Annotated in this window: 23 protein-coding genes; 7 read left to right on the top strand and 16 right to left on the bottom strand. The window is 45.9% G+C overall.

What is annotated here, in order from left to right; all coding sequences use genetic code 11:
• The first annotated feature begins 33 nt into the window (after positions 1-33).
• The 3 genes from L5M49_RS06495 (at position 34) to L5M49_RS06485 (ending at position 2,373) form a co-directional block, all read left to right on the top strand.
• A complete protein-coding gene (locus L5M49_RS06495; protein WP_028761552.1) occupies positions 34-1,050 on the top strand; it encodes a FecCD family ABC transporter permease in 1,017 nt (338 codons plus the stop codon).
• Between the two features lie 10 nt (positions 1,051-1,060).
• Complete coding sequence (locus tag L5M49_RS06490; RefSeq protein WP_263265670.1) at positions 1,061-1,900, top strand: heme ABC transporter ATP-binding protein; 840 nt, start codon at positions 1,061-1,063, stop codon at positions 1,898-1,900.
• Between the two features lie 128 nt (positions 1,901-2,028).
• Positions 2,029-2,373 (top strand): DUF2956 domain-containing protein, encoded by a 345-nt coding sequence (locus L5M49_RS06485; protein WP_113939881.1) that lies wholly within the window; start codon positions 2,029-2,031, stop codon positions 2,371-2,373.
• Between the two features lie 46 nt (positions 2,374-2,419).
• Here L5M49_RS06485 and L5M49_RS06480 read toward each other — a convergent pair whose 3' ends face one another.
• Complete coding sequence (locus L5M49_RS06480; protein WP_105252983.1) at positions 2,420-2,740, bottom strand: hypothetical protein; 321 nt, start codon at positions 2,738-2,740, stop codon at positions 2,420-2,422.
• Positions 2,741-3,552: 812 nt separating this feature from the next.
• Positions 3,553-5,091, bottom strand: coding sequence for a leucyl aminopeptidase family protein (locus tag L5M49_RS06475; RefSeq protein ID WP_263265669.1), 1,539 nt, complete (start codon positions 5,089-5,091; stop codon positions 3,553-3,555).
• Positions 5,092-5,310: 219 nt separating this feature from the next.
• Between L5M49_RS06475 and L5M49_RS06470 the strand changes: the two genes are divergently transcribed.
• The 3 genes from L5M49_RS06470 (at position 5,311) to L5M49_RS06460 (ending at position 9,312) form a co-directional block, all read left to right on the top strand.
• On the top strand, positions 5,311-6,771 hold the full coding sequence (locus L5M49_RS06470; protein WP_263203128.1) for an aminoacyl-histidine dipeptidase: 1,461 nt from the start codon (positions 5,311-5,313) through the stop codon (positions 6,769-6,771).
• Between the two features lie 244 nt (positions 6,772-7,015).
• Positions 7,016-7,570, top strand: coding sequence for a cache domain-containing protein (locus L5M49_RS06465; protein WP_028761558.1), 555 nt, complete (start codon positions 7,016-7,018; stop codon positions 7,568-7,570).
• 95 nt (positions 7,571-7,665) lie between these two features.
• Positions 7,666-9,312: a methyl-accepting chemotaxis protein gene (locus L5M49_RS06460; RefSeq protein WP_263203126.1), complete on the top strand. Its 1,647-nt coding sequence runs from the start codon at positions 7,666-7,668 to the stop codon at positions 9,310-9,312.
• Between the two features lie 153 nt (positions 9,313-9,465).
• On the opposite strand, the gene L5M49_RS06455 is transcribed toward L5M49_RS06460, so the two are convergent.
• Positions 9,466-10,398 (bottom strand): DMT family transporter, encoded by a 933-nt coding sequence (locus L5M49_RS06455; RefSeq protein WP_212600395.1) that lies wholly within the window; start codon positions 10,396-10,398, stop codon positions 9,466-9,468.
• 92 nt (positions 10,399-10,490) lie between these two features.
• Here L5M49_RS06455 and L5M49_RS06450 point away from each other — a divergent pair, with 92 nt between their 5' ends.
• Complete coding sequence (locus tag L5M49_RS06450; RefSeq protein ID WP_263164234.1) at positions 10,491-11,390, top strand: LysR family transcriptional regulator; 900 nt, start codon at positions 10,491-10,493, stop codon at positions 11,388-11,390.
• A gap of 28 nt (positions 11,391-11,418) precedes the next feature.
• Here the strand turns inward: L5M49_RS06450 and dinB are convergent, their stop codons facing one another.
• The 13 genes from dinB to luxS all read right to left on the bottom strand — a co-directional run bounded on the left by dinB (position 11,419) and on the right by luxS (position 24,279).
• Entirely contained in the window at positions 11,419-12,495 is a 1,077-nt protein-coding gene (gene dinB / locus L5M49_RS06445; RefSeq protein WP_263164235.1) for a DNA polymerase IV, read from the bottom strand.
• 202 nt (positions 12,496-12,697) lie between these two features.
• The gene (bfr, locus tag L5M49_RS06440; protein WP_011918791.1) at positions 12,698-13,165 is read right to left on the bottom strand and encodes a bacterioferritin; all 468 of its coding nucleotides are present in this window, start codon (positions 13,163-13,165) and stop codon (positions 12,698-12,700) included.
• A 9-nt stretch (positions 13,166-13,174) separates the two neighbouring features.
• Positions 13,175-13,648 carry a bacterioferritin gene (gene bfr / locus L5M49_RS06435; RefSeq protein ID WP_006080475.1) on the bottom strand — a complete coding sequence of 158 codons (474 nt, stop codon included), beginning with the start codon at positions 13,646-13,648 and terminating at the stop codon, positions 13,175-13,177.
• A 252-nt stretch (positions 13,649-13,900) separates the two neighbouring features.
• Positions 13,901-14,125: a (Na+)-NQR maturation NqrM gene (gene nqrM / locus L5M49_RS06430; RefSeq protein WP_105250019.1), complete on the bottom strand. Its 225-nt coding sequence runs from the start codon at positions 14,123-14,125 to the stop codon at positions 13,901-13,903.
• 15 nt (positions 14,126-14,140) lie between these two features.
• A complete protein-coding gene (locus L5M49_RS06425; RefSeq protein WP_131523870.1) occupies positions 14,141-15,187 on the bottom strand; it encodes an FAD:protein FMN transferase in 1,047 nt (348 codons plus the stop codon).
• A 98-nt stretch (positions 15,188-15,285) separates the two neighbouring features.
• Positions 15,286-16,542 (bottom strand): NADH:ubiquinone reductase (Na(+)-transporting) subunit F, encoded by a 1,257-nt coding sequence (nqrF, locus tag L5M49_RS06420; RefSeq protein ID WP_028761565.1) that lies wholly within the window; start codon positions 16,540-16,542, stop codon positions 15,286-15,288.
• Positions 16,543-16,588: 46 nt separating this feature from the next.
• Positions 16,589-17,197, bottom strand: a complete 609-nt coding sequence (nqrE, locus tag L5M49_RS06415; protein WP_006080469.1) for an NADH:ubiquinone reductase (Na(+)-transporting) subunit E — start codon at positions 17,195-17,197, stop codon at positions 16,589-16,591.
• A gap of 5 nt (positions 17,198-17,202) precedes the next feature.
• Complete coding sequence (locus tag L5M49_RS06410) at positions 17,203-17,835, bottom strand: NADH:ubiquinone reductase (Na(+)-transporting) subunit D (protein ID WP_006080467.1); 633 nt, start codon at positions 17,833-17,835, stop codon at positions 17,203-17,205.
• Positions 17,835-18,623, bottom strand: a complete 789-nt coding sequence (locus L5M49_RS06405) for a Na(+)-translocating NADH-quinone reductase subunit C (RefSeq protein ID WP_028761566.1) — start codon at positions 18,621-18,623, stop codon at positions 17,835-17,837. The genes L5M49_RS06410 and L5M49_RS06405 overlap by 1 nt, the downstream gene beginning before the upstream one ends.
• Entirely contained in the window at positions 18,616-19,815 is a 1,200-nt protein-coding gene (locus L5M49_RS06400) for an NADH:ubiquinone reductase (Na(+)-transporting) subunit B (RefSeq protein ID WP_105250021.1), read from the bottom strand. The genes L5M49_RS06405 and L5M49_RS06400 overlap by 8 nt, the downstream gene beginning before the upstream one ends.
• Entirely contained in the window at positions 19,815-21,149 is a 1,335-nt protein-coding gene (locus tag L5M49_RS06395; RefSeq protein WP_028761568.1) for a Na(+)-translocating NADH-quinone reductase subunit A, read from the bottom strand. The genes L5M49_RS06400 and L5M49_RS06395 overlap by 1 nt, the downstream gene beginning before the upstream one ends.
• Before the next feature lie 401 nt (positions 21,150-21,550).
• Positions 21,551-23,605: a TonB-dependent receptor domain-containing protein gene (locus tag L5M49_RS06390; RefSeq protein ID WP_263265668.1), complete on the bottom strand. Its 2,055-nt coding sequence runs from the start codon at positions 23,603-23,605 to the stop codon at positions 21,551-21,553.
• Positions 23,606-23,769: 164 nt separating this feature from the next.
• Positions 23,770-24,279 carry an S-ribosylhomocysteine lyase gene (gene luxS, locus L5M49_RS06385; protein ID WP_028761570.1) on the bottom strand — a complete coding sequence of 170 codons (510 nt, stop codon included), beginning with the start codon at positions 24,277-24,279 and terminating at the stop codon, positions 23,770-23,772.
• Positions 24,280-24,333: the final 54 nt, after the last annotated feature.

The following is a 24,333-nucleotide window of genomic DNA, read 5'->3' as shown; positions in this document are numbered from 1 at the left end:
TAACCCCAGATAAAAATAGAAAGGATATTTGAGATGTTCCTCAACCGCTGGCTCTGGCCGAGTCTAGTCACACTGTTAGCCCTAAGCGGCTTACTCTCGGTCAGCACTGGCCCTGTTAGCATCAGCTTTGTCGACGCCCTAAATGCAGTGTTCAATTGGGCTACCCAGCAAAATATCGGCAATATTGCGCCCCACGAGCAACTGGTAATCAACAATGTGCGCTTACCACGGACATTACTGGCGTTAGCAGTAGGCGCTACGCTCGCACAGTGCGGCGCGGTAATGCAGGGGCTTTTTCGCAATCCCTTAGCGGATCCCGGTATTATCGGAGTGTCATCCGGCGCTGCACTTGGCGCAGCCATCTGTATCGTGCTGCTACCCAACGCGAATCCGTTGATGATCCCCATCAGTGCGTTTGCATCGGGATTAGTGACCACCCTTATCGTCTACCGACTCGCCAGCAGCCCAACAGGTACATCGGTCGTATTATTACTTTTGTCGGGTGTTGCCATAGCTGCGCTGGCAGGCGCAGGAATAGGTGTTCTCACATATCTTGCCAACGACATGGCGCTACGTGACTTAACCCTATGGCAAATGGGATCGATTGCTGGTGCGCAGTGGCTATATGTCAGTCTGTGTCTTGTGACCTTAGCGCTACTGAGTTGGCGATTTCACCAAGATGCGGCGGCACTCAATGCCTTGCTGCTTGGCGAATCCGAAGCACGCCACTTAGGGATAGATGTCGATAGGCTCAAACTTAGGCTTATTTTGCTTTGCGCCTTAGGGGTTGGCGTAAGTGTAGCTGCAACAGGAATTATCGGCTTTATCGGCCTCGTCGTGCCGCATTTAGTGCGCATGATGTTAGGGCCAGATCATCGCCAACTGCTGCCCATCAGCGCACTTTTAGGTGCAGCCCTATTGGCATTGGCCGATATCGGTGCTCGCGCTTTTTTACCGCCTGCCGAGTTACCCGTTGGACTCGTCACCGCGCTCATCGGTGCGCCTTTCTTCATTTTTTTACTACTGCAACAACGCAGTAAGCTAATCTAAGCGAGTTTTCATGGCTGCAACATCCTTTGCAAATCAACCATCACAATCGACAACTTATTCAGCTAAGGCGCAATTTGATCGCACCGAGCTCAGCATTTGTCAGCTCGATGTCAACATCGGCCCAAAAACCGTGCTCAGTGATATTAATGTACAGTTTCAATCGGGTGCGGTAACCGCCCTACTCGGACCAAATGGTGCGGGTAAATCCACCCTACTTAAAGCCCTTTGCCAAGAAATCAGCACACCAAGGCAAAGTATACGACTAGGCCATAGCCAGCTGGCGGATTGGCCTAGGAGCGAGCTGGCAAAATCCTTAGCTGTACTGCCGCAACATGCCAGCCTCACCTTTCCTTTCACTGTGTCGGAAGTCGTAGCAATGGGTTTATATCCCTTAACTATCAGTAATATAGATGGTGATGCGTTAGTTGCCGAGCAACTGGCGCAAGTGGGCTTAACCCATCTGGCTAAGCGCAGCTATCCAACCCTCTCTGGCGGCGAGAAACAGCGAGTCCAACTCGCCAGAGTCTTAACTCAACTCAGGCAATCGACGTTTCCGCCCGTACTATTACTGGATGAACCAACATCAGCGTTGGATCTTGCCCAGCAGCACAGAGTACTTGAGTTAGCCCAAAACTTAGCTCACCAACAAGGCTACACTGTAATAGTGGTACTGCATGACTTGAACCAAGCCGCGCGCTATAGCGATCAATTAATTGTGTTAAAACAAGGGCGAATCGTCAGTGAAGGCAAGCCATCCGATGCTTTGTCGGTTGATACCATTAGGGAAGTATGGGACTACGAGCCCGTATATATCCCCGCCCCAGAGGGTGGACACCCACTGATTTTTTAATGGAAAGAAGATATTCATCTTACGTTTTTGAGGTCTAATGTGGGTATAATCGCTGCGTTTACACTTTAGCTATCACCTTTTAGCTATCACCTTTTAGCCACAGCCGCATTAATTTAGGCAGAGCCCAGATGAAACCCACTATCTCGACAGAAACTCAACAAGAAGCACTAGTCGCAGCCAAAGCCACCCAAAAGCCGGGCCAAACCAAAGAGCAAACTAAACTCATTGCCCAAGGGATTGAAAAAGGCATAGCTGAATATAAAAAGCTGCAAAAAGCCAAAGCTCGCGAACGGGATAAAGCACGTAAACAACAGTTGAGAGCAAAATCTCGCACAGTTAATGACACTGATGAACTAGAGGATTCAGACGAGTTATTCGAATCTCAACGTCAGTTCACCACCGCGACTTGGATTGCCATAACGCTTTTACTATTAAGTTGGGTAGGGTTTGCCACATATATCTTTGCAGATTAAAAGCTATGATTTATATATAAAAATTAAGACATCCATATATCACTTGTTAGGCAATATCCTCTAATACCTTACACACATCATTAATTGAAAAAATATTACCGTTAAGGCTTGCTCGGTCTTTTGATATATTCAGAACGAGCCTAAATACGTTGTTCGCATCAGGATAACGGGCAAGTTTTAAAATGATGTCATCACCATTTTCTTCTGCAGACCGAAAATCCCAGCCCTTCCCTGATAAATCAAAAAGCACTTCCGCCGTTTCAGTATTGATTAACACTGGCGCATAAACCCAATGCGACATTCGCATCTCACTGGGGTTGATATCCAGTGTTAACTTACCATTTTGAAAAAACAGCTTAGTGTCCATAAACAGTCCCTGAGTAACAAGTGCACAAGCGATAGGCCGATAGCTTGTATATTGAACCCCTTATCCATTTGTTGTCCATACCGCATCACTTCTAAAACGAACCGTTTACGCTCATTGCCATCAGGCAAAACCGTTAAATGCTTAAGCGAAAAAAAGACAAAAAAAAGCCTGCTCAATGAGCAGGCAAAGACATATTTCAAGCGTCCCTTTCGGGGAAGTACATTACCGCGCTAGCGGGAAAAACCTGGCATATTCATGCAAAAACATCAATATGCTACTTGAGTCTAAACACGCCAAAAAAGGCGATACAAAGGTTGATGGATGATGGAAACTCAAACTTTAAGGAGGGTTAGGCCTTAAAGCTCATGGCGAATAAACCGCCACGCAAAACATCAGTGTTAAACCAAGTGTTTTGCCAATAAATATGGTTGTTGCCTGTATAAGACATAGTCAATACTCCTAAATTAGTTGTGATTAAGTACTCTAGTGAAGCTTGGCTCGGTTCCTTGGAACTAGAGATTCTCATATCCGTTGAGACGACTTGTCACTCAGGTCCTTGGAGAAAAATATCCATCCTGGATAGACTAGAGAGGAAAGGCGTAGTGCCTAATCCACGAAAGTAATTATATGGATTTGTAGTTTTATTACAACCTTTATTTGTATTTTTTTTGATTAAGGCTTTTTAATGTAATTAAATTACACAATTATAGTGAGGTTAATGGCGACCTGCTTCACAGAAAAACAGAAATAACCCTGTAAATATCTAATAAATAAGATATTACAGAATTATTTCTATTTGTTACCACAAATCGTTAGCGATTGATCAGATATTGATACAAGCCCACCAGCGGACTCGCTGTAGGTTTGCCGTAGAGCGGATCACCTTCTGTTGCACTGCCTGCAATATCTAAGTGTGTGTAAGCCAAGGGAATAGGGGCTGTTACACCATGGTCAAATAGCCCCGATGCTTTCAGTAAAAATGCCGCGGGATATTGATGTCCACGGGCGGTAATCGATGATGGCGCATTATTGGAAGATAATATTTCAGCAGCGCCTGACACATCGCGGATCTTAGCGAAGTCTTCAGGGCGTAATGTAGACACTTCAAAGGGCTCACCCCATTGAGTCGCCTGCTGCTGTAAAGTGACAGCGCATTGCTGTGAACTCGCTACTGAGTTTTCCACCGCCGCAGGATAACTGCCATAACAACGTACGACATGACCTGTGAGTGTTGCTACCGAAAACATCTCAGGCTTCACCGCTGACACGGCTTTGATACGTAAATGGCTCAGTAAATCCGCCAGCACTAAGCGCCCTTCGGCATCCGTATTACCAATTCGTACCCTCACACCCGCATGGCTCGTAATAATTTCATCGGTCACGAAGGCTTCGCTGCCTATGCTGTTACGCACTAAACCTAACTCGGCAATCACTCGAATACCTTTAGGCTTGAGCATTGACAGAGTTTTAAATAAACCCGCCACGGCAGAAGCGCCACCTTTATCACGACTCATACCCGCCATAGCGCCGCCGACTTTCAGATCGGCGCCGCCGGTATCGTAAATCACGCCCTTACCCGCAAACAGGAAAGTGCGAGTCACTTGACCCTCTGGCAGATACTCTAGTTTCACCACGCGAGGCTGATGACGACCGACGGCAAAAGAAGAACGCGCCACGGCGCTGAGTAGCGGATAATCACGCTCTAAAATATCTCTGTCTTCTACCACTGCGGTTTTGATCACGCTGCCCGCTAAGGATTGCAGACAATAATCGGCAAAGGCTTTAGCCGACATGCGCTCAGGTTCAGTACCACACAAATCCCGCGCTAATACGCGGCCCGCTTCTAAGGCATTGAGCAAATTGCTGTTATGGGTTGATGAAGATAATAACCCTATGGCCTCAAATGCAGGCGTTAAGCCAGTCGCTTCACGCAGCTCTAAGGTTTGCCACAGTTCTTGACCGCAGGCTAATGCTGCGACTTCAGAGGCAAAACTAAAACGTGAGTCCTTCGATGGCACTACATATAACAATGGACGTTTTGCACCTGCGTCTTTTGCAATGGCAATCGCCGCCCTTGCAGCATTGGCATAGACTCGCACGTCCACATACTCGTCATTCACTTGGGTGACAGGGGCAATGATCAAACGCCCTCCCGCAAGCCCTGGGGCAAACAGTAATGTCGGGCTCTTACCCACGCGCTTATCCACGTGGGCACAGTGCTGAGCCAATAAACCTATCTCATCAAAACCGATAGAATCCAGATCGGGCGTCACCACCACAACCGCATCCCAGCCTTCACCATCAAAAATGGCATTTTCTGCTTTTACATCAACGAAGTTAACTTGAAACATGACCCATCCTTTTTCATTATTGTGCCTGCATTATTCCCGCTCTATCGCTTAATTACCAATCTAAAAGTGGTACCGACACTCCCAGAAAAAATCGAACTGGAAACTTTGGCTGCCAGCTCACCAAAAGCCTGTGACGCTGAGATTATTTGGCTGCACAGAATGTGGTAGAATGGCCGCAAATTTGCCCTATACCCACAAGACCTTATGAGGGACACTCAAGTGACAGCCTTAAGTCAGTTATACCCGCAGCCATTATGGCAATGGTTCGAACAAATTTGCGCGATTCCCCATCCATCTAAGCATGAGCAAGCCTTAAGCCAGCACATTCAAGCGTGGGCTAAAAGCAAACAACTTGCCGTCGTTGAGGATGCCGTTGGCAACTTGATCATCCGTAAACCTGCGACGCCGGGTATGGAAGATCGTAAAATAGTGGTTATTCAAGCTCATATCGATATGGTGCCACAAAAAAATGCCGATAAAGTGCATGATTTTACTAAAGATCCTATCGAAGCTTATGTCGATGGCGATTGGGTTAAAGCCAAGGGTACAACCTTAGGTTCAGATAACGGTATTGGCATGGCATCGGCTTTAGCCATTTTAGGCTCTGATGATATCAAGCACGGTCCATTAGAAGTGCTGCTGACGATAGATGAAGAAGCGGGCATGACAGGCGCCTTCGGTTTACAGGCTGGCATGTTAGACGCTGATATTCTGATCAATACCGACTCAGAGCAAGAAGGTGAAATCTACATGGGCTGCGCCGGTGGCGTTGATGCTCAAATCACCCTGCCTATGGTGTGGCAAGCCTCTGAGCAAAGTTACTCAGCCTTTAGCCTGCACTTATCTGGCTTAAAAGGGGGTCACTCTGGTGTGAACATTCACTTAGGTCGTGGTAATGCCAACAAGCTATTGGCGCGTTTCCTCTTTGAAAACGCAGATGATTTAGCGTTGGAGTTGACCCAATTTAGCGGCGGTTCACTGCGTAATGCGATCCCACGTGAAGCCAACATCAGCTTTATGTTGCCAGAAGAAAACGTCAGCGCCTTAAACGAAAAAGTCGCTGAGTTTGAAGCGCTTATCCGCACCGAACTCGCCATTGCCGATCCCGATATGCGTTTAGTGTTAAACACTATCCCCACGCCAAAACGTGTGATGAGCGAAAACAGCCAAAATACCCTGATCGATTTGCTGCATGTGTGCCCGAACGGCGTGATCCGCATGAGTGATGAAGTCGAAGGTGTGACTGAAACCTCGCTCAACGTTGGCGTTATCAGCACTAACGATGAAGAAGTCACTATCCTGTGCCTTATCCGCTCGCTGATCGATTCTGGCCGTACTCAAGTCGAAGGCATGTTAACTGCGCTGACCAACTTAGCCGGAGCCGATATCGATTTAAGCGGTGCTTACCCAGGCTGGAAGCCAGATAACAACTCACCTGTAATGGCAATAGTGCGCGAAACCTATCAAGACATTTACCACAAAGAGCCAGTGATCATGGTGATCCATGCAGGTCTCGAGTGTGGCCTATTCAAGAAACCCTATCCAGACATGGACATGGTCTCGATTGGTCCCACCATTCGATATCCACACGGTCCAGACGAAATGGTAAACATCACCACAGTCGGCCAATATTGGACCTTATTATTAGCCGTACTCGAGCGTATTCCAGTCAAGGCTTAATATTCTAACCTTACCCTAGCTCACTCAATTCAAGGCCATATCTGCTCAAGTCAGATGTGGCCTTATTTTTTACCGCGGATTCTATTTGTGTAGAAATGCCATCGATAAAATTTTTATGAAAGAACTGAATAACTTGAATTTTCTACTATAGTTGTTCTGTCTGACCCTAACGTATTTTTGCTTATCGCGCTTTTAGAGATAACCGCTTTCCCCTTCAATACTGTGACCTTAAGGAATAGAGATCATGAAATTTGGTAAAATCTTGTCAGCCGCTGCACTACTGCTCAGCAGTAACCTCAGTTTCGCCGAAGAAGTCCCCAAAGCCGTTATAGACCTAGCCGATTCACTGATGCCATTAGGCAGAGAAGTGGTACTGGTGAATGCTGTTAAAGCGCAAAATGCCCAAGGCAAAAGCTTAGATTCAATCAAAACATTAGATGAAAAATGGATTGCCACCGCAGGTATTGATGACTTTATGTCATCCCTGATGAACAACGAAGCGGCCAAGTTTCTCACGACCTTCGAAGCCAGCAAACCTTACTACCAAGAAATTTTCCTCATGGACAATCAAGGCGCGAACGTCGCCATGATCAGTAAAACTTCAGATTATTGGCAGGGTGATGAGGATAAATGGCAAAAATCATTCGCCAATGGCAAAGGCGATAAACACATAGGTCCGGTCAAATTTGACGAGAGCTCCCAAGCCTATCTAGTACAAATTTCTATTCCAGTGATGGATGGCGATGCTGCAATTGGTGCTATCACGATTGGGATCAACCTAGATCAATTTGGACTCTAATTACCAGAGAACGCCAGTGATGGGCTGCATCCTCTTACCACAGAGGTTATTGCGGCTCTCACCTTTTCAGTGCATCAATCAAGGAGGGCGTGACTATGGAATGGTATAAAGATCTATCCGTTAATCAGAAACTGACTTATCCGAGTCTGCTACTCGCTGGCGTAGTCATCTTCGCCTCTTCAACTGGTATTTTAGGACTCAAAGCCTTAAATCACAGCGCGAATACACTCGCGCTTGAATACTTACCTAGCCAATCTGAACTCCTACAGGCCGATAAAGAGCTTTATCAAGCTCAAGTGGCCGAGCGCAGCCTGATGTTTGTTAACGTGGGCACAGACTCTTACAACGACCTTTTAAAGCAGCACACTAATAGTATCTCTCTGGTTAAAGAACATATTGATAAGTTTGCCGATGTGACCACAAGTCCCCTCGCTAAAGATAAGCTCAATGAATTAAATCACAGTTTCGATAATTGGCGAGCGACAACCACAGAAATCAGTAATCAACGCACCCAAAATGGCCGTAACGGTAGAACGACGGCGATTGATCTTAGTTTCGGTCAAGCAGCAACGCAATTCGAGCAACTACACCAGAACATTAATCATTTAATCAATGATTTAAATAGTAATACTACCGCAGCGATAGCCCAAGTAGATGATGATGCCAATCATGGACAACAGATGCAGTTAATTGCCTTAGCCATCAGTCTCTTGATCTGCATACTCTTTATCGTTGCACTGCCTAAACTCATCAGCAAACCGCTGGCGGTTTTACTCGCAAAAATCCACGACATTACCGATGGTGATGGCGATTTGACCGAACGAGTCCACTTAACCTCTAAAGACGAGCTTGGTGATCTCGCCAAGGCATTCAATCATTTTCTCGATAACTTACACGGTATTATCTCGCAATTTAAACAGTCTACATCAGAGCTCAACACCGCTGCCGAAGGTCTAGCCAAAACCAGCGCATCAGCAAAACATAACTTGATGGATCAACAAGCTGCCACCCACAGAATCGCCGATGCCAGCGATCATATTGCCGCATCCGTGCAAGAAGTATCAGTCAGTGCCAGTCATGCCGCCGATGCCGCTAAACAAGCCGACGTATTTACCGCCGACGGTCAGGCAAGAGTGAAAAAAACCATCAATGTGATTCGTGAACTTGCGGGAGATGTAGGCACGGCAGAAATGCAGATCAATAAACTCGAACAGGAAGGCCAACATATTGGCCGCGTGCTTGAGGTGATTCAAGCCATTGCCGAACAGACGAATCTATTAGCCCTTAATGCTGCAATTGAAGCGGCGCGCGCGGGCGAACAAGGACGCGGCTTTGCAGTGGTTGCCGATGAAGTGCGCTCCCTTGCCTCTAAGACTCACCAATCAACCGAAGAAATTAAATTGATGATCGCCAATGTGCAAAATGGCACTCAAAGCGCTGTGGCAGCGATTAATATCGGTAATGAAAAGGCTATCTCAAGCGTAGAAGCCGCCAGTAATGCCGGTGAAGCCTTAGCGCATATTGCAGAAATGGTGAGCCAAATTAGTGAGATGAACAATCAAATCGCCCTCGCAGCCAAAGCGCAAACCACTATGGCCAATGAGAGCCATCAAAATATTCAACACATTGCCGAACAGTCGGAGGAGAGTCTACGAACCACTGATGAAATCTACGCAGCAAGCGTACAACTCTCGTCAATGGCGAGTAATCTCACTGCGCTGGTCAGCCGCTTTAAACTGTAATTTGTTGAGAGTGAAAGCTTTTATATAAGTTACCTTTTGTAAATCAGTGATGTTTGAAAGGTCCCCTCAAACGAATAAGGGAGCATAAACCTGTCGCAGTGATTATCTGAATTCAGGTGCTCCCTTATATTTAAACAGCAAAGCTAGCACCGATTAGCAGCGCTTAACCACTAAGCCTCTTGCCGCGCGTAGGTTGACTAACATAGGTAACATCAACGCAAGGATCACTATCAGCATCCCTACCAACTGAATTTCCGTCACCGCCTGCCCCATGGCTAACGCCGTTAATGCTGCAAAAACGGGCACGAGATTAAAAAAAATCGATGCCTTAGCGGGGCCAAGCGCCTTAACACCGTTAATCCAAAACAGATAACCGAGCACAGTGGCGAACAAACCTATGTAGAGCACGCTAGAAAAAGCCGTTGCCGACAGTTCCATCAACTCCAGCCAAGGGTGAAATTCACCTCGGCCAAGCCCAACCACGGACATAGACACACTGGCAGCTATCATACTCAGCAAGGTAAAGGGCAACACAGGCAACCAATGGCCGACCCGTTGCGAACAAATGGTATAACCACTCCACGCCAACATGCCGGCGGCAATCATCACATCACCTTGGTTAAAACTAAAGTTGAGCAACTGCTGCACACTACCGTTGGTGATCACTAGCAGTACGCCCGCCAATCCCCCCACTAAGCTAAACACTTGTTGTCTGCTGAGCCATTCACGCTGTAATAGCGCATTGACGATTGAAGTCACCAGCGGGCTGAGCGCCATAATCAAGGCACCATTGGCAGCAGAGGTATGCTGCAGGCCATTAAATAACGCCAGATTTAAGCCGCCTACACCAATCACACCCACTAACGCTATGACAATATATTGCACCAAACTCAATTTGGGCCAAGCCTGACGAGTAAAAACGATATATAACGCTAGAGTCACAGCCGCAATGGTAAAACGCCAGAAGACGAGGGACTCTCCTGACATCTCCTCCAGCACTCGCTTAGCAATCGGAAACACACTGCCCCAGCTAAAAACGCAAATCAGTAGACAAACGAATGTCATGTAAGGTGTATGGGATTTCATATCGGCCTCTAGGGAGGTAATTGGGATTGAGCTTAGTTTATAAGTTTCATATATTATTAAAACCAACAAAATTGAGAGCTTAAATTCCAAATATGAAACTTAATTATTCCTTAGACGATATGCGCTTATTTTGGGTGGTGGCACAGCAAGGGAGTTTTAAGCTCGCGGCGCAGCACTTAGGCATTCCACCTTCAACCTTAAGCCGTCGAATCAATCTGTTAGAACAATCCTTAGGTCTGCGTTTACTGCACAGAGACGCCCATAGAGTCAACCTTACCGCCACAGGTCAGCGGTATCTCGAACGCTGCGGCCCGCTATTTATCGAGTTAAACCAGGTATCTGGTGAGTTGCATGCGGATAAACATCAAGCGGTTGGCAAATTGCGGATCTCGGCGCCCATCAATACAACCTATCGCTGGCTGGGTGAATCACTCAACGCCTTCCAACGGCATTATCCCAATATTGATATCGATTTAAGTCTGTCGAACATGAATATCGATGTCAGTGAAAACGCCATCGATATCGCCTTTCGAGTGGGCGAACCTAAAGATCCCGATTGGATTGCAAGGCCACTTACCACAATTAGCTTTGTACTTTGCGCCAGCACATCGGCAACGCAGTGGCATGCGCTGCAATCCATTGAAGCGCTGGATCAGCATCCGGTTATCATCGCCAAGCCCACAAAAACGTGGCGTTTACAGCACAATAGCACAGGGCAAAATGTCGAGTTTGAACCAAGGGGGAATATCAAACTAGCCGTCGATGATATGGCGATTGCCTGTCAGGCCGTGGTGGCGGGGCTTGGGATTGGACTCATACCCATCAGCATGGCGAGTGAACAGATACGAAGTGGCAAACTCATTCAAATACTGCCCGAGTGGCAAGGTATTCCGCGCACCGCCTACTTGATGTATCGCGATCGGGACAACCTGCCCTTACGGGTCAGACTGTTAATTGATTTTATGCTGGCAAATCCACCCGAGGCTTATTGAGCCAATATAGGCTATTGTGCTCCACCCACTAGAGAGCTAAATCCAGCTGAGTCTGGCCGTTTAAGCTTGTGGCGACGACAAGAGTAGAATCGGCGAGGCCGACCGAAATACCCAATAGACGAATGCCACGGCCTTCTTGCCTTTCCATAGCCTGTGCGAGTAGCTCATAGAACATTACAATCGAGACTTCATCGCTGCGGTGCTCAATTGTAGTCTGCTTGAAATCGTTAAACTTAAGTTTGACCACCTGTTTATGTATTTTGCGTTCCTTAGCACTGCGACTTAAACGCAACGACAGTTCTTGGATCAAACTCGGCATCACCTGCTGGCACTGCTCTAAGCTATAAATATCCTTTGCTAACGTGGTTTCAACACCCACTGATTTGCGCTCTCTGTCGGCAGAAATACCCCGTTCATCTATGCCTTGGGAACGCTCAATCAACACGCCACCAAACTTACCGAATCGCGCTAAGAGCTCAGGTTTAGAATAAGCTTGCACATCACCACAGGTATTGAGCCCGAGCGAAGAGAGCTTTTCTGCGGTGACTTTACCAACACCGGGAATTTTACGCAGCGATAAGGTCTTAACAAACTCAGAAAGCGTCTCTGGCGTAATGATATATTGGCCGTTTGGCTTGTTCAGATCCGAGGCGATCTTAGCTAAAAATTTTACTGGCGCGATACCCGCCGATGCGGTTAAACCCGTTTCGGCTAAGATATCGCGACGAATCGCTTGGGCAATCAAGGTCGCAGAGCCCTTATGTTGTTGGCACTCACTCACATCCAAATAAGCTTCATCTAAGGAAAGCGGCTCAATTAATTGGGTATAGCGAGAAAATATTTCACGAATTTGTAGCGACACTTCTTTGTAAACCTGCATCCGACCCGGAACTAAAATCAGCTCAGGGCACAACTTAAAGGCATAAGCCGTTGCCATTGCTGAACGTACACCGAATTTACGTGCCTCGTAACTGCAAGTACTGATAACACCGCGACGGTCGCTACTGCCCCCCACAGCTAAAGGTTTGCCACGGTACTCAGGAAAGTCGCGCATTTCCACTGCAGCAAAATAGCAGTCCATATCGATATGAATAATTTTTCGCACGTTGAATTCCTCCAACGCCAAAATACTGTATATAAAAACAGTAATCAAGTATTCCTGATAGATTTGGGCCAATAAGATGTGGCCTAGCGCTAGAAAAGAGAACAAGACAAGTGTGAGGAACAACAGACATGCTTAATAACTGAGTTTCCTAGGCCATTACACTCAGTGGCCTAGGTATTTACTCAACCTAACAATCTAAGGCTCACATCTTAGTTTGCAGGTAGTTTTGCAATCCAACACGGTCAATAAGCCCAAGTTGTTTTTCGAGCCAATACATATGGTCAGACTCTGTATCGTCGAGTAATACTTCGAGGATTTCACGTGTCTGGTAATCTTGCTTCTGCTCACACAGTGCAATCACTTTGCGCAAATCGTCCGCGACCTTGTATTCATAGGCAAGATCATTACGTAGCATCTCTTCTACATCTTTACCTATGTTCAATGCCTCACGGGCGGCAACATTGGGTGTACCTTCGAGGAATAAAATGCGCTGCACTAATTTGGCTGCATGGGCTTTCTCATCATCTGACTCATGGGCGATACGCTCATAGAGTTCATTCAGGCCCCAATCTTCGTACATATGGGCATGGACAAAATACTGATCCATTGCCGAGAGTTCTCCCGTTAGGAGTCGATTTAACGCATCAATAACGTCTTTATCGCCTTTCATATCTTGCTCCTATTGGTCGCTAATTTGCGATTGTAGATAATTTTGAATACCGGTTAGCGTAATGAGCTCTTGCTGCGACTCGAGCCAATCTAAGTGCTCTTCTTCGTCTTCGAGAATATCTTCCAGCAGATCGCGGCTCACATAGTCCTGTTCGGCTTCACACAAGCTGATCGCATCACGCAACAATGTAAGCTGCTCTTGCACCATGGCCAGATCGCAGTCGAGCATCTCTTGGCTATGTTCACCAATGCGAAGTTTTTCGAGTTGTTGCAGATTAGGCAGACCTTCCAAAAACAGCACTCGCTCGATGAGCTTATCGGCGTGCTTCATATCTTGGATGGATTTTTTGTATTCGACGTGGTTTAACTTCTCTAAGCCCCAATGTTTAAACATGCGGGCATGGAGGAAATATTGATTGATGGCGGTCAACTCACAGGTAAGCACCCGATTCAGTTGCCCAACCACTTTAGGATGACCTTTCATAAGTTACTATCCTTGGTAAGCGTGAAAAGATTGATCTAAATCAAGCTTCTAGCCTAGTACAATTTATCGACCAACTCAAATTATCTTTATATTTCACTCACTTAATGATGAAAAGCATTCTCATTCCTGCTTAGATTAACTTGCTATCCCACTCTAATCCCAAGGATAAATCTCAAATGATTAACCCGTGTAAGAAAATACGAGGCAAAAAATAGCCCCCTAAATGGGGGGCTATGATCGAATCAAGACTATTTAGATAATGCGGTCTTTCGTTAACTTCTCACGACGCGCTTCTTCAGCGGCCATACGACGTTTACGTTTGTCACAAGGGTCATCACAATCACACGCTTTTTCAATCCCTAGAACACCTAAACCGCCACAACTTCCTTCAACGGCTTTGCGCTTGATGAGATAACCAATCGACATGAGTAAAAAGAAGACTAACAAGATCACAAATGCCGCGATAAAAGAGGTCATGGTTTACTCCAAAAACTAAATAAGGAAAGGCTTGAAGGCGTCGCTGTAATAGACCTTAAATCCGTCGCCTTGCTTTTCGATTAGCATTATCGCCAAGTGTTCCTTCTTGGCAAGCTCCAATGATGCTTCTGTGCCCAAAACCATCATGGCCGTCGCAAAACCGTCGGCCGTCATACAATTTTGATGCAATACAGTCACGGATGCTAACTTATGATTTATCGGCAAACCAGTACGCGGATCGATTATATGCGTAAAACGTTGGCCATCTTCTTCATAATAATTACGATAGTCACCAGAGGTCGCCATCGCCATAGTACCAGGTGCAATAACCTGCTGTACGGCTTCAGAGCCATCATTGGTCGGTTGCTCTATAGCAACACGCCAAGAGCTTCCATCACCTTTGGCACCTTTGATACTCAGTTCGCCACCGATTTCAACTAAATACCCTGTCGCGTGGTATTTATCAAGAATGGAAGCGATCTTATCAACCCCAAATCCCTTCGCGATTGATGATAAGTCTACATATAAATGGGTGTTGTGCTTACTTAGACGGTTGCCTTCAATGGAAAGTTCACTAATCCCTGTTTTGGCTTTAGCCGCATCAATATCAGCCTGTGTCGGAACTTTCGTTGGACGCTTATCAGGTCCAAAACCCCACAGATTAACTAAAGGACCTAAGGTAATATCAAGTGCCTTATCAGTCACTTGATATAAACGTATTCCCTCTTGCACCACTTTTATGGTATCCGGTGAGACTTCAACGCTTTGCTCCAATGGCAATTGGTTGAAACGGGATAATTCTGAATTAGGCCGATACGTCGACATCTGGTCATTGACTAGCTCAAGGGCTAAATCAATCTCCGCTTGAAGTAACTGCGCCGTCGGCATCTGCTCATTCGGGACGACTTTAATGTGATAAGTCGTGCCCATAGTGCTGCCGGCCAACGAAATGACTTCGTTTTGCTTTGAACAGGCTGAAACAAAAAAGGCCAGTCCCACGAGGACTAGCCAGTTAAATGAATGCTTTAGTGCTGAGGTATTGATCTTTAAGGTCTGAAACATAGTGACCTACTACTCTTATTTGGGCCCTTAAATGCAAAAGTTGCAGATGAAAGGTTAACCTCAACATCTGCAACTTTTCTATCTAGGACTAATGAACATTAGCCGCCGAAGTCATCCAACAGGATGTTTTCGTCTTCGACACCAAGATTTTTCAACATACCAATGACGGCAGCGTTCATCATTGGAGGTCCACACATGTAGAACTCACAATCTTCTGGAGCATCATGGTTTTTCAGATAGTTTTCATACAATACGTTATGAATAAAACCTGTGTAACCATCCCAGTTGTCCTCTGGTTGAGGATCTGAAAGTGCCACATGCCATACGAAGTTATCATTCTCAGCCGCTAGGCCGTCGAAATCTTCTACGTAGAACATTTCACGCTTAGAACGTGCACCGTACCAGAAGCTCATCTTACGTTTAGACTGAAGACGCTTCAGTTGATCGAAGATATGTGAACGCATTGGCGCCATACCCGCACCACCGCCGATAAACACCATTTCTGCATCGGTATCTTTCGCGAAGAATTCACCGAATGGGCCAGAAATTGTCACTTTATCGCCAGCTTTTAAGCTCCAAATGTAAGATGACATCTTACCGCAAGGCAGAGTCAAGTTACGTGGTGGAGGCGTAGCAATACGCACGTTCAGCATAATAATGCCGAACTCTTCTGGGTAGTTAGCCATTGAGTATGCACGGATAGTTTCTTCATCAACCTTAGATTCAAGATTGAAGAAACCGAAGTGTTCCCAGTCGCCACGGTATTGTGCAGGTACATCAAAATCTGCATATTTAATATGATGAGCTGGTGCTTCGATTTGAATATAACCGCCAGCACGGAATGGTACAGACTCGCCATCAGGAATTTGCAGCTTCAGTTCTTTAATGAAAGTGGCTTTGTTATCGTTAGAGATAACTTCACATTCCCATTTCTTGATACCGAAGATTTCTTCGTCAAGCTCGATTTCCATATCGTTCTTAACGTTAACCTGACAAGAAAGACGACAACCTTTACGGGCATCACCTTTGCTGATGTGGTCAAGTTCCGTTGGCAGAATATCGCCGCCGCCAGACTTAATCACCACGCGACATTGGCCACATGAGCCACCGCCACCACACGCACTCGATACGAAGATACCGCTGTTAGCCAAAACGCCTAACAACTTACCGCCCGCACCGGTTGTAATCGCTTTTTCAGGATCGTCATTAATGCCGATCGTGATGTCACCACTAGCCACTAACTTAGACTTAGCGAATAAAATCACTAATACTAAGATGAGGACGATAGCAGTAAACATACTCACACCGAGGTAAACCTCGAGCGGAGTAGATTTAAAAATACCAAGAATATCCATTAACTTATCCTTAGAAGGTCCAATTCAAGAAGCCGTTATGTGTCTCTTACAGAGACACACCTGAAAACGACATGAAACCTAAGGCCATCAAACCAGCGGTGATAAAGGTAATCCCTAAACCACGTAGGCCATTAGGCACGTCGGCATACTTCAGCTTCTCACGGATACCGGCCATCAATACGATAGCTAATGCCCAACCCACTCCTGAGCCGAAACCAAACACCACACTCTCGCCTAGCTTGTAGTCACGCTCAACCATGAATGATACAGCACCGAAAATCGCGCAGTTCACTGTGATCAAAGGTAAGAAAATACCTAATGCGTTGTACAAAGGTGGAAAGTACTTGTCCAGTGCCATTTCCAGAATTTGAACCAAAGCCGCAATCACACCGATAAAGGTAATGAATTTCAAGAAGCTTAAGTCAGCTTCAGGTGCGCCAGCCCAAGCAAGTGCACCAGGAGCTAGCAGCCCTTGATAGATAACTTGGTTTGCTGGGACAGAGATAGTTAACACTACAACTACCGCAATCCCTAGGCCCATGGCTGTAGTGACTTTCTTAGACACAGCCAAGAAAGTACACATACCTAGGAAGAAGGCCAGTGCCATGTTTTCAATGAAAACAGAGCGAATTAACAGGCTAATATAATGTTCCATCGCACTTACCCTTTTGCTTCAACTTGCTCTGGCTTATAGGTACGAATAATCCAAATCAAAACACCGATCAGGAAGAACGCACTCGGAGGCAGTAGTAGCAGACCGTTTGGTTGGTACCAGCCGCCATCAGAGATCTTGTGCAGGATTTCAACACCGAACAGAGAACCGTTACCAAACAGTTCACGTACGAAGCCAACAGCTAACAGAATAGCACCGTAACCTAAACCGTTACCGATACCATCCATAAAGCTCATCATTGGCGGTGTTTTCATCGCGTAAGCTTCGGCACGACCCATTACGATACAATTCGTAATAATCAGACCGACGAATACCGACAGCTGCTTAGAGATCTGATAAGCATAAGCCTGCAGCAATTGGTCAACCACGATTACTAAAGAGGCAATAATGGTCATCTGTACGATAATACGCACACTGCTTGGAATATGATTACGGATCATTGAGATAAACAGGTTCGAAAACGCAGTTACCGCAGTTAACGCCAACGCCATTACCAGTGCAGTTTCGAGCTTACTCGTTACCGCTAATGCACTACATACACCAAGTACTTGTAAAGCAATCGGGTTGTTGTTGACTATAGGTCCGGTCAGAACCTGTTTCAGTTCTTTAGCGTCAGACATTAGTTGAGACCTCCATTGCGTGCTTTTTCAATGAAACTCGCAAAACCTTCTTTACCCAACCAGAATGTCAGTGAATGTTGTACACCGTTACTCGTTAAGGTTGCGCCAGATAATGCATCTACACCGTACTCAGTGCTAGCAACAGTTGGGTTTTTCGTTACGCTGATAGCGAGTTTACCTTGCTCATCAAATAACTTTTTGCCATGCCATTTCGCTTTCCACTGAGCATTTTGCACTTCACCACCTAAGCCCGGCGTTTCGCCGTGCTCGTAGTAGACTAAGCTTTGCACTGTGTTTAGGTCAGCATCCATAGCAAGGAAGGCATACATAGTAGACCATAGGCCATAACCATGGATTGGCAGAATGACACTGGTTAATTTACCTTGGCCGTCACGAACAAGATAAACCACAGCCTTATCAGCAACACGTTTCACTGAAGCGATGTCATTCTCAGGTACAAATGAGGTTTTCACATCACGAGACGCTTTACGTTGATCATAAGTGTCAGCATCAACACCCTCAACCCAAGCACCCGTTTTCAAATCGACCAGTTTAGCTTCGATGTGTTTGCCGTATGTATCCAGAATTTGCGCTTTGGTCACTTTGCCAGCTTTAGTATCGATAAGACCAGCGGCTTCCAGAATGTACTTTTGCTTATCAAGCAGTTTATTTTCTGCTTGAGTCGGTCTAAGTAACACTGCTGCAGTAGACACAAATATCGCACAAATTAGACACAGGCCAACGACGATAAATAAGGTTCTGCCGAACGAATCTTTATTACTAGCCACGGGCAATCCTCCGCTTGATATTTGCCTGAACCACGAAGTGGTCGAACAATGGCGCGAACAAGTTAGCAAACAAAATTGCCAACATCATGCCTTCAGGGAATGCAGGGTTAATCACGCGGATAAACACAGCCATTGCACCGATCAAGATACCGTATGCCCATTTAGCTTGGTTAGTGAATGACGCTGACACTGGGTCTGTCGCCATAAACATCATGCCAAACGCAAAACCACCTAACACTAAGTGCCAGTACCAAGGCATTGCAAACATTGGATTAGTGTCGCTACCGACAACGTTAAGCAGCGTAGAAATGGCAATCATGCCCACCATTACACCGCCAACGATGCGCCATGAAGCGATACGCGTGTAGATGATGACCAAACCACCTAACAGAATCGCTAATGTAGACACTTCCCCCACTGAACCAGGAATGAAACCGAAGAACGCATCCCACCAGTTTTGGTTAATTGCGTAATCTAAAGTGCCAGACGCCGCTTGGCTCAGTGCAGTTGCACCTGAGTAACCGTCAGCCACAACCCATGAGGTATCACCTGACATGTTCAACGGATAAGCGAAGAACAAGAAGGCACGACCCGCTAGTGCTGGGTTTAAGAAGTTACGCCCTGTACCACCGAACACTTCTTTCGCCACGACCACACCGAAGGTGATACCCAGCGCCACCATCCATAATGGGATAGTTGCTGGCAGCGTTAAAGCGAACAGGATAGAGGTAACGAAGAAACCTTCGTTGACTTCATGACCACGGATAGAGGCAAACAGCACTTCCCAGATACCACCGACGGCAAAGGTTACCGCGTAGATAGGTAGGAAGAAACAGGCGCCATACCACATCAGCGCAGGCCAGCCAGAGTTTGCCGTCAGTTCGGTACCGAACATGCTGAACAAGCTCACTTGCCATACGTCAGGGGTAGCAAAACCAGCCACTAAAGCTAATTGAGCTTGTAAACCTACGTTGTACATACCCACGAACATCGCTGGGAAAGCACAAGCCCAAACCGTAATCATCATACGTTTTAGATCGAGGTTATCGCGAACATGGGTTTTGCCCTTGTTCACTTTACCTGGGGTATAAAAAATCGTGTATGCCGCTTCGAATAGGGCATAAAACTTTTCGTATTTACCGCCTTTTTCAAAGTCGGGTTCAATACGTTCGAAAAAATCTTTCAAGCTCATTAGCCTTCCCTCTCGATCGTATCTAGACAGTCACGCAGATATGAACCGTAGTCATACTTGCCTGGACATACGAACGTACACAGTGCGAGATCTTCTTCATCTAACTCCAACGCGCCTAAAGTAGCAGCACCGTCAAAGTCACCTGAAATCAAGTCACGCAACAACATAGTAGGAAGAATGTCCAATGGCATTACACGCTCATAGTTACCAATTGGCACCATAGCGCGGTCTGAACCACCTGTACTGGTCGTCATGCTGAACAGACGAGAAGGAGCAAGATGTCCTAAGAATGCACGAGTGATAGAATATTTGTCTGAGCCTGGTAATACCCAGCCTAAAAATTCTTTCTCTGTACCTTCTTCTAACAGACTTACTTGAACATGGTAACGACCTAAATACCCTTGTGGACCAACAGCTGTACGACCATTCAGAACAGAGCCTGAAATTAGACGAACATTGCCATCTAAGGCTTCACCTGCGGTTAATTCAGTCATGCTCGCGCCCACAACAGTGCGTACGAGTCTTGGCTTAGCCGCTTTAGGGCCTGCGATCGCAATAACACGTTCGGTATTGAGTTCACCCGTCGTAAATAGCTGACCAATTGCTATTACATCTTGGTAACCAATATGCCAAACGGTACGTTTTGCAGAGGCAGACAATAAGAAGTGAATGTGAGTACCGACTAATCCTGCAGGGTGCACACCGGCAAATTCTTCAACTTGGGCGTTTGCGGCAGGAATATCAGCGCCAGGCGCTTTACAAAGGTAAACTTTACCGTCAGTAAGTCTTGCTAAGACCTTAAGACCATTAGCAAAATCTTCTTTATGCTCACGGATCACCACAACGGGATCAGCGGCAAGAGGTTGAGTATCTATTGCGGTTACAAAAATACCAGCAGCAGAAGAGTCTACAGCAGGAACTTTGCTAAAAGGACGAGTACGCAAAGCAGTCCATAAACCTGATTCAATCAGATTGTCACGGACTAACTGCGAGTCGAGCGTATCGAGTGCAGTGGCATCATATTTAGCAAAGGCAACGCTGTCGTTTCCTTCCACTTCAATGACAACAGACTGCAGAACACGCTGGGCGCCCCGGTTAATGTCTAATATAGTACCACTGGCTAAAGCCGTATATTTAACGCCTAAATTCTTCTTATCTTCAAAAAGAACTTGGCCTTTTTGTACTTTATCGCCCACTTTGATCTTCATCGTTGGACGTAAGCCAATATACTCTTCACCCAAAGTAGCTACATGTTTAATGGCTGGGCCATTATGGATAACTTGCTCTGGTCCGCCTGCTATAGGCAGTTCCAATCCTTTCTTAATTGTAATCATATCCACAAGCACTACGTTTGAAGGAAAGACAATGCGCCGCGTTCCTGCTAAATACTTAGGTTTTAAACAAAACCTACTGCATTGAGCTAGCGCAGATTTATCACAGAAATGCGATCGCAATCACGCTGGTCGCGCGCATTTTACCCCAATTGACTTGGCATCGCCACGAAAATTATAGGTGATTTCAAACCTAAAATACGGATTGAAAAGAATCATGCGCTACGGCGTTCACCTTCCGACCTAGTGACTGATCAGAAAGAGAGAATATTACGGCCACTGGGTACTATAGCATTAATAATTAAAGATTTAATTTAGCAAAAAGTCGAAACGTCCACTAAACGCAGCCGAAATCGATCTTATTTGTTTCAATTGATTTAAATTCAAACAAAATAAAACTCAATTTAAAAGCGCCATTGATAACCTAAATAGCTAATACGTCCATTTTCCGATCGAATTCCGCTATTTGATGCTGTCGTAACTAATGACTCATCTAAGAGATTTTCTACCCTAAAATAAATCTCATGGTGGCGATCAAAATGATAATTCGCCGCTAAATCTACCCGCCATTGTACTGCGATAGGTTGTAATTCAGCACCAAATTGGCCCATTTCCCGCTCAGATTGATAAAAGACATTTGCATTCAATTCATATTCGGCATATTTCATTCCAGCACTAAAATGCAATTGCTGCTCAGGTAACCAAGCCACTCTATCACCAGCCACAACGCAACCTTGGATTTCGTTACAGCTATTGGTTTGATACTCCGAATTCGAATATTGATAATTTAAAACTAATGGTAACTGTACACTACCAATATCCCACTGGTAGCCAAGATTCAGCTCAACTCCTTTGGTCAGCACATCCACGACATTGCCTTGAACCCACAAGCGACTGTCGGCACATTGGGTATACGCATCGCAATTGACATGCAGGTTATCAAAATCTTGAACGTAGGTTTTGATGTCAGCACTAAAATGCTCACTGGCATATTGGGCGCTGACTTGATATTGCAATGATACTTGTGCCTCTTGCTCAAGATTCCCCGCACTTGCGGCGGTCCATGAGCGGCGAATATCCGTACTAAAGCGCCAATCTCCAGCATCATATAAAACACCGAGTTGTGGCATCCAATCGCTGTCGGAGAAATCAGCCGCATCCAGTCCTACATAAGCTAAATCGACCTTGCGATTGACGCTCACTTGTTCATAGGCAAGCGCGAGCTTTATCTGTAATTCGTCCCAATTAAACAAGGAATCGATTGCCGAAGTAAATGCAGTTGCATCGTCGGTATAGGCCAATAACGCATTTTGTGCATCACTCACTAAACTCAAGTCCTGCTGCCATAGACTCTGTTGATCGCCAAGGCGCATCTCGGCTTTATCCGTATGATAACGGGCGCTATAGATAATTTGATGGGCACCATACTGATTCACTGATTCAGTTTGTGCCCCAAAGGAGCTGAAATCATTGTCTTGCTGTAAAGAAGCCAGTTCGACGCCATCGACTGTCGGCTGACGTTCAAATGCGGCCAACGCAGCAAGACTCTGGGCATCGAGCATTTGCCCATCAAATTGATTGAGTTGGTTTAATTGCTGCGAATAAGACTGGTAGTAAAAGTCTGTGGTGACCTTATGCCCACCATTGAGCGTAACTTGGTGAGACAGTTGGTACTTATGATGTCGCCCCTGATGTTTATCCGCCGCAGTGGCCGAATACAAACTCATAGGATCTTGTTGCCAATCGGCCTGTGTTAACCCAAGCTGAGAGCGATAACTATCATCATCGAGAAACTGGTAAGTAAACTCAGTCACCTGTGGACTTCTGGCGCCGAGTAAACTCGCGGCGTTAATTTTAAATAAGATGTCTGTCGTTTGGTGGTCTGTGTCTTGACCATTGAGCAAGTGATCTGCGCCGCTATTATCTGCATAATTAACCGCGAGTATCATGCCATACTCTTTTTGCTTCACCCCCCAATTCATATCGACACTGTATTCTGAATCGGTATTGCCCTCGAGAGTCGCCTTACTATTCTCGGTCTGCTCAGCAACAGGTAAGGTTTGATAACTCACCACCCCAAACGCACCTTGCCCACCGACAGCCATATTTGCCATCGGGGTGGCAGTAACACTCTGCTGTTGCAGCAGATTAGGTAAGAGTTGTAATTGCGGTGCCGAATACGGCGCAGGAGAGAAATACACTCTATCTTGCAATACGGCCACGCCTTGAGTCGCGCTACGCATGCTGATGCTCGCGGGATTTCCACTAAGATCCACAGGCAAAACCGTCAAAGCCGTCAATTGACCTAACGCTAAACGATTAGACGTTGAATGAAATGTGTCATTGAGCTTGTTCAATTCAAGCATTTGACTGTGAAGATCATCGGCGAACGTTGTGCTAGAACAGGCAAGAGATACAGAAATTGCACAAAGTGATACAGTGAAGTAACGACTAGGCATACCAAGCTCCCAAAAACTTTGTTAGCGTACGGTGTTTTTGTTATTAACTTGTAAAATAGCTGAGTTTACTTGAAAAAAAAAGCGACTCTCGTCGCTTTCTCTTATTTACTTCAGGAAACTGAATTTACTAACGAAGCACTCTCATACTATAAGAGTGCGAACAATTACAGGTTACCTAGAATTTCATCGCTTAATTTTAGATCGTCATTACGATTAACACTTACGCCTGCCGCAATAATATTACGGGCGATATCTTGTGCTTGCTCTAATGAATGCATCTCATACGTACCACATTGGTATTCGTTCAGCTCAGGGATTTCAGACTGCTCAACCACTTTAAGCACATCTTCCATCGCGGCTAACCACGCATCGGCCACTTGGCGCTCTGTGGGTTCACCAATCAAACTCATATAAAAACCGGTACGACATCCCATTGGCGAAATATCAATGATCTCAACATCGCTGCCATTTAAATGGTCACGCATAAAACCCGCGAACAAATGCTCTAGAGTATGAATACCACGCTCACTGAGGATCTCTTTATTCGGTGCGCAAAAACGTAAATCAAATACAGTAATGGCATCGCCCTTTGGCGTGCTCATATGCTTAGCGATACGAACCGCAGGGGCATTCATCCGAGTATGGTCGACGGTAAAGCTATCAAGTAATGGCATAGGGATCTCCAAATTCTCAGGGCGACATCAACGCCACTGTAACTGTCTATTTAT

It is taken from the genome of Shewanella sp. SM74, from assembly GCF_025653725.1.
Classification (GTDB): Bacteria; Pseudomonadota; Gammaproteobacteria; order Enterobacterales; family Shewanellaceae; genus Shewanella; species Shewanella oncorhynchi.
This window is presented reverse-complemented; position numbering and strand designations above follow the sequence as displayed.

Excerpts from the sequence above, each read along its gene's own strand:
- L5M49_RS06425 (WP_131523870.1), bottom strand. The coding sequence starts at position 15,187 with ATGTTTCAGACCTTAAAGATCAATACCTCAGCACTAAAGCATTCATTT.
- L5M49_RS06455 (WP_212600395.1), bottom strand. The coding sequence starts at position 10,398 with ATGAAATCCCATACACCTTACATGACATTCGTTTGTCTACTGATTTGC.
- L5M49_RS06450 (WP_263164234.1), top strand. The coding sequence starts at position 10,491 with ATGAAACTTAATTATTCCTTAGACGATATGCGCTTATTTTGGGTGGTG.
- L5M49_RS06410 (WP_006080467.1), bottom strand. The coding sequence starts at position 17,835 with ATGTCTGACGCTAAAGAACTGAAACAGGTTCTGACCGGACCTATAGTC.
- nqrF (WP_028761565.1), bottom strand. The coding sequence starts at position 16,542 with ATGGATATTCTTGGTATTTTTAAATCTACTCCGCTCGAGGTTTACCTC.
- L5M49_RS06495 (WP_028761552.1), top strand. The coding sequence starts at position 34 with ATGTTCCTCAACCGCTGGCTCTGGCCGAGTCTAGTCACACTGTTAGCC.
- L5M49_RS06390 (WP_263265668.1), bottom strand. The coding sequence starts at position 23,605 with ATGCCTAGTCGTTACTTCACTGTATCACTTTGTGCAATTTCTGTATCT.
- L5M49_RS06460 (WP_263203126.1), top strand. The coding sequence starts at position 7,666 with ATGGAATGGTATAAAGATCTATCCGTTAATCAGAAACTGACTTATCCG.
- L5M49_RS06395 (WP_028761568.1), bottom strand. The coding sequence starts at position 21,149 with ATGATTACAATTAAGAAAGGATTGGAACTGCCTATAGCAGGCGGACCA.
- bfr (WP_006080475.1), bottom strand. The coding sequence starts at position 13,648 with ATGAAAGGTCATCCTAAAGTGGTTGGGCAACTGAATCGGGTGCTTACC.
- L5M49_RS06475 (WP_263265669.1), bottom strand. The coding sequence starts at position 5,091 with ATGTTTCAAGTTAACTTCGTTGATGTAAAAGCAGAAAATGCCATTTTT.
- L5M49_RS06490 (WP_263265670.1), top strand. The coding sequence starts at position 1,061 with ATGGCTGCAACATCCTTTGCAAATCAACCATCACAATCGACAACTTAT.
- nqrM (WP_105250019.1), bottom strand. The coding sequence starts at position 14,125 with ATGACCTCTTTTATCGCGGCATTTGTGATCTTGTTAGTCTTCTTTTTA.
- nqrE (WP_006080469.1), bottom strand. The coding sequence starts at position 17,197 with ATGGAACATTATATTAGCCTGTTAATTCGCTCTGTTTTCATTGAAAAC.
- L5M49_RS06465 (WP_028761558.1), top strand. The coding sequence starts at position 7,016 with ATGAAATTTGGTAAAATCTTGTCAGCCGCTGCACTACTGCTCAGCAGT.
- luxS (WP_028761570.1), bottom strand. The coding sequence starts at position 24,279 with ATGCCATTACTTGATAGCTTTACCGTCGACCATACTCGGATGAATGCC.
- bfr (WP_011918791.1), bottom strand. The coding sequence starts at position 13,165 with ATGAAAGGCGATAAAGACGTTATTGATGCGTTAAATCGACTCCTAACG.
- L5M49_RS06485 (WP_113939881.1), top strand. The coding sequence starts at position 2,029 with ATGAAACCCACTATCTCGACAGAAACTCAACAAGAAGCACTAGTCGCA.
- L5M49_RS06480 (WP_105252983.1), bottom strand. The coding sequence starts at position 2,740 with ATGGACACTAAGCTGTTTTTTCAAAATGGTAAGTTAACACTGGATATC.
- L5M49_RS06400 (WP_105250021.1), bottom strand. The coding sequence starts at position 19,815 with ATGAGCTTGAAAGATTTTTTCGAACGTATTGAACCCGACTTTGAAAAA.